This is a genomic window from Stenotrophomonas sp. BR163 (assembly GCF_047520985.2).
Taxonomy (GTDB): domain Bacteria; phylum Pseudomonadota; class Gammaproteobacteria; order Xanthomonadales; family Xanthomonadaceae; genus Stenotrophomonas; species Stenotrophomonas sepilia.
The window spans coordinates 1-4,480 of the sequence record NZ_JAXBRE020000061.1 but is presented as its reverse complement, the minus strand read 5'-3'; the positions used below and the strand labels follow the sequence as shown (position 1 = coordinate 4,480).

Sequence of the window (4,480 nt, the reverse complement as noted above, 5' to 3'; positions counted from 1 at the left end):
GCCATTCGCAGGCATTCTTGAACAAGATCGCCAGACGTCTCAACGAAAGACCTCGTAAGACCTTGGGCTTCCAGACGCCAGCCGCTAAGCTGAGCCAAGCCGTTGCGTCGACGGGTTGAACTCACCGGATGGTTGCTTGAAAACTAAGAATATCTTAGTATGCAACATAGGGTACATGCGCCATCCTTACGGTATTGCCATAGGGTGCGCGTGTGCGCGGCAAGCCAATCTTTGCACTAGAGAGCGGCGATACCAGTAGTGGGCGATGGCAGTTCATTGCCGAGGCCGACCCTCTCTACGACGGCTTGGGTCCATCCGCAGCTGCGCCCGTTGGGCAGAAAAGGCCCTCGCGATAACTTTCGGTCACTTGCTGTCGGATCGGACCCTTAAAGTTCAGCCAAGCGGGGCCGCTAAGGGGAGGAATATCGATAAAAATTCTACAGGATTGCGAGATGCGCTCATTCTTAAAGCAGGCACGGGCCCGAAGCCGTTTTCTTGTCGGGTGCCAGGATGAGCGTTCTCAAATTACTGCCGTCAATCGCGTGATGGCCGTCATCGAGTTTGATCTGGAGGGCAGAGTCCTGCACGCCAACCAGAACTTCTTGAACATCATGGGCTACAGTCTTGATGAGCTCAAAGGACAGCATCACAGCATGTTTGTGCCGCCATCAGAACGTATCGATGGCGACTACCGGACATTCTGGGACAGTCTCCGAGCCGGGAACTTCGAAGCTCGTCGTTTTCGCCGCGTTGGAAAAGGCGGACGAGAAGTGTGGTTAAACGCTTCATATAACCCGCTTCTGGACAAAGCTGGAAAGCCATACAAAGTCGTCAAGTACGCGACTGACATCACCGATCAGATGCATCGAACGAGTGAGTACGAAGGGCGCATTGATGCTATCGACAAAGTTATGGCTTCAATTGAGTTCTCGCTGGAGGGGACTATCCTGAGCGCCAATCAGAATTTTCTAAATACGATGGGTTATCGATTGGATGAGATCCAGGGCAGGCATCACAGCATCTTTGTCGATCTCAACACCAAGAATTCTGAGGGGTACGCTGAATTCTGGCGGAAACTCAGTCAAGGAAGGTTTGATGCCGGTCGCTACAAACGAGTGGCAAAAGGGAATCGGGATGTCTGGATACAGGCTTCGTACAATCCTGTACTAGATTCTTCAGGCTTGCCGTACAAGGTGATTAAGTACGCTACCGACATTACAGAACAGGTGACGATCTCTGCGGATGCAGAGGGGCGCATAAAGGCAATCGGAAAAGTCATGTCAGTCATCGAATTCTCGATGAGCGGACTGATACTCGATGCCAACGAGAACTTCTTGGCTGCGATGGGCTATCGGCTAGACGAGGTTCGCGGAAAGCATCACAGCATTTTTGTGGATGCAGACTATGGGCGCTCGGAAGAATATCGAAATTTCTGGGGAAAGCTAGGGCGTGGTGAATACGATGTTGGTCGGTACAGGCGCCTCGGAAAGCTCGGTCAGGAAATATGGATCCAAGCTTCCTACAATCCGATTTTTGACGCTTCCGGACATCCATTTAAGGTAGTTAAGTATGCAACGGACGTGACAGAGCAAGTCCGCTCCGCCCACGAAATGCGTCAACTGGTGATTCAAGCCACGGATATCGCACAGAACGTGCGTACCGCTGCTCGTGGCATCGCTGCTAGCAACCATGATCTGGCAGGACGCTCTATGTCTCAATCTGAGTTTGTCCGCCAGACTTCAGAGTCGATTGAAGGATTAGCCCACAATGTGCGCGCCAACTCCCAACATGCTGACGATGCCCGCCAGGTAGCCAAGAGCTCTGCGGATGCCGCTAAGCGTGGAGTCGCAGTGATCTCGGAAGTCGTTACGACTTCAGAAGAGATTAGGGCAGCCAACGAGCGCATGGCGCAAATAATCGGAGTCATTGACGGCATCTCGTTCCAAACCAATATTCTTGCGTTAAATGCAGCCGTGGAAGCGGCTCGCGCAGGAGAGCAAGGGCGAGGATTTGCCGTGGTGGCGCAGGAAGTCAGAAGCCTGGCGCAACGCTGCAGCGTTTCTGCTAAGGAAATACGCGACCTGATTGGAAGCGCTAGAGATCAAGTGACTGATGGAACGCGCTTGATCATGCAAGCCGGCAATGTCATGCAAGAAGTTCTCGGCGCTGTTCTCAAAGTAACGGCAACCGTCGAACAGATTGCGGGCGCGAGTCAGCAGCAGAGTGAAGGCGTTCAGAGCGCCAACCAAGCATTGCAAGCAATCAACAAGCGCGTTCAACAGGACACGCGTCTGATCGATGGGATTTCTTGCTCTGCCCGGGCATTAGAGGCGCAGGCTGAGGCGCTTTTCAGTATGGTCGCGAGCAGTGGAGGGGCATCGAACAGTGACTCTTCTAACATCGCTTCTTCTGCTGCCTAGAAATTTAGTAACTGAGTTAGATCGCTGATCTTCGCTAAGAACTAATGCCGCTGGACTGTATGGATACGCTATGTCTGGAACTTACAATGATATTCTGGTTCTACTTTCGCTTCTTGTAGCAATTCTCGCTTCCTACACTGCATTGGACATGGCAGGCCGGGTGGCTGCAACTAAGGGCGTCGCGTCGCGCTGGTGGTTGATCGGCGGCTCCCTTGCGATGGGCCTAGGCATTTGGTCGATGCATTTCGTCGGGATGTTGGCGTTCGACTTACCGATACCGCTCGGTTACGACCTTGCCATTACACTTTATTCGATGATTGCCGCGATCGGCGCGTCGGTTTTCGCGCTCTGGCTGGTCTCCAGGCCCAAGCTCCCGGTTAGCAGGCTGATGCTTGGCGCGATCCTTATGGGGCTCGGCATCGCGATGATGCACTACCTGGGCACGGCTGCGCTTCAGATGCAGCCCGGAATAGAGTACGACCCCACTTGGTTCGTCTTGTCCATTTTGATCGCAATCGCAGCGTCAGGCACCGCGCTATGGATTGCCTTTCGTCTTAGAGCAGGTGCGCGCGGACAATACCGTTGGCGCTTTGTTGCGGCCGTGATCATGGGGCTTGCGATCGTAGGCATGCACTACACTGGCATGGCTGCTGCGCGGTTCTTGCCGGGCAGCTGGTGCGGTGCAGCGCGTGATGGTGGTGTGCCAGCACATTGGCTGGCAGTCTTGGTAGTTGTCACTACGGTCGCGATTATGGGAGTTGCATTGATCGTATCGGTGCTGGATCGCCAAATGCATCTAAGAACGCGCCATCTTTCCAGGTCGTTGGCGCGTGCACACGATCAACTCGTGCAGGCCGCTCTACATGATCCGCTGACAAGGCTTCCCAATCGCGTTCTCCTTCAGGATCGACTTAAACAGTCTATTGAGAAGGCACAGCGAAAACGCGAACAGTTTGCTGTCATGTTTCTTGATTTGGACGGATTCAAGAGCATAAACGACGCCTATGGTCACCAAGCCGGCGATGCCCTTCTCCTGAGCGTCGCTGAACGGATCCGCGAATTGCTTCGAAGCCAAGACACTTTTTCGCGCATGGGCGGCGATGAGTTCGTCTTGATCGTGCCCACCAGTGATTCTCAGGATGCTGCTGTTGTAGCTCAGAGGATAATCGACACAGTAGCCCTCTCTATTAGTATCGAGTCTGCTGAAGTGCATGTCACAGCTAGCATTGGCGTGGCTATGTATCCTTCCGACGGAGCCACTGAGCGAGAGCTAGTGGCACATGCCGACGCAGCGATGTACCACACTAAGAACAATGGCAGGAACGGATATACGTTCTATTCGCCTTCCATGAACGTCAGCGCTCATCAACAGCTTGAGCTTTTGAGCGACCTACGAAGGGCCATAGATCGTAAAGAACTTGTTCTACATTACCAGCCAAAATTCGCCGGCCCAGATTGCTCGTTGGTTGGCTTGGAAGCACTTGTCCGTTGGTGTCATCCAGAGCATGGTCTCTTGCAGCCAAGTGAATTTATTCCAGTCGCGGAGCGCAGCGGGTTGATTCTGGCACTGGGCGACTGGGTCCTGAATGAGGCTTGTCGGCAAACAAGGGAATGGAAGAACGATGGATACCAGGTTCCGAGTGTGGCGATCAATCTATCGCCGCTTCAGTTCTCTTCAGCCGCCCTTATCGATACGGTAAGGATGGCATTAGAAAGCAATAATCTTGGCCCTGGTTTGCTTACGCTCGAGATTACAGAGACGACGGCCATGCGCGATGCCGACGCAACTTTGAGGGTCTTGGACGAACTTACGGCAATGGGTGTACAGATTGCTATCGATGATTTCGGTACCGGCTATTCAAGCCTCCTGTATCTGAAGCGATTGCCTGCAACAGAGCTAAAAATCGATCGCGCCTTCATCACCGATCTGGAATTGGACCGGCCAGCCTTTCGTAGACATCCGGTTGCCATAATTGATGGCAATGACCGAGGTGTTTATGGGCAACAGCAAGCAGTACACGGATGAGTTCCGGGCAGAGGCGGTGAAGCAGGTGATCGAG

The 4,480-nt window shown here is 53.3% G+C and carries 1 protein-coding gene and 1 pseudogene; both read left to right on the top strand.

From position 1 onward, the window contains the following. Positions 1-530: 530 nt before the first annotated feature. Positions 531-2,300 (top strand): annotated as a pseudogene (locus tag ACM0PY_RS21130) (methyl-accepting chemotaxis protein); the annotation flags it as partial. Between the two features lie 190 nt (positions 2,301-2,490). Further along, the gene (locus ACM0PY_RS21125) at positions 2,491-4,446 is read left to right on the top strand and encodes an EAL domain-containing protein (RefSeq protein WP_495493300.1); all 1,956 of its coding nucleotides are present in this window, start codon (positions 2,491-2,493) and stop codon (positions 4,444-4,446) included. Positions 4,447-4,480: the final 34 nt, after the last annotated feature.